This window comes from Alteromonas alvinellae (assembly GCF_902705805.1).
The window spans coordinates 1-740 of the sequence record NZ_CACSIH010000060.1; the positions used below are offsets into that span (position 1 = coordinate 1).

The following is a 740-nucleotide window of genomic DNA, read 5'->3' on the forward strand; positions in this document are numbered from 1 at the left end:
TTCTCAGAGCTTAGCTTGTCTACAACACTCAGAAGTCTAAAGCTTCTTGGGCGTTGTATGGTTAAGCCTCTCGGGCAATTAGTACAGGTTAGCTTAACGCCTTACAACGCTTCCACACCCTGCCTATCAACGTCATCGTCTATAACAACCCTTCCAGACCTTAAAGGTCAGGGATGACTCATCTTTGGGCCGGCTTCCCGCTTAGATGCTTTCAGCGGTTATCCGTTCCGAACATAGCTACCGGGCAATGCCATTGGCATGACAACCCGAACACCAGCGGTTCGTCCACTCCGGTCCTCTCGTACTAGGAGCAGCTCCCATCAATCATCCAACGCCCACACCAGATAGGGACCGAACTGTCTCACGACGTTCTAAACCCAGCTCGCGTACCACTTTAAATGGCGAACAGCCATACCCTTGGGACCGACTTCAGCCCCAGGATGTGATGAGCCGACATCGAGGTGCCAAACACCGCCGTCGATATGAACTCTTGGGCGGTATCAGCCTGTTATCCCCGGAGTACCTTTTATCCGTTGAGCGATGGCCCTTCCATACAGAACCACCGGATCACTATGACCTACTTTCGTACCTGCTCGACGTGTCTGTCTCGCAGTTAAGCTAGCTTATGCCATTGCACTAACCTCACGATGTCCGACCGTGATTAGCTAACCTTCGTGCTCCTCCGTTACTATTTGGGAGGAGACCGCCCCAGTCAAACTACCCACCAGACACTGTCCACA

1 rRNA gene is annotated in these 740 nt (G+C 52.4%); it reads right to left on the minus strand.

The features are described 5' to 3' along the window. Positions 1–57 precede the first annotated feature (57 nt). Positions 58–740, minus strand: a 23S ribosomal RNA gene (locus tag ACX5KA_RS04005); the annotation flags it as partial.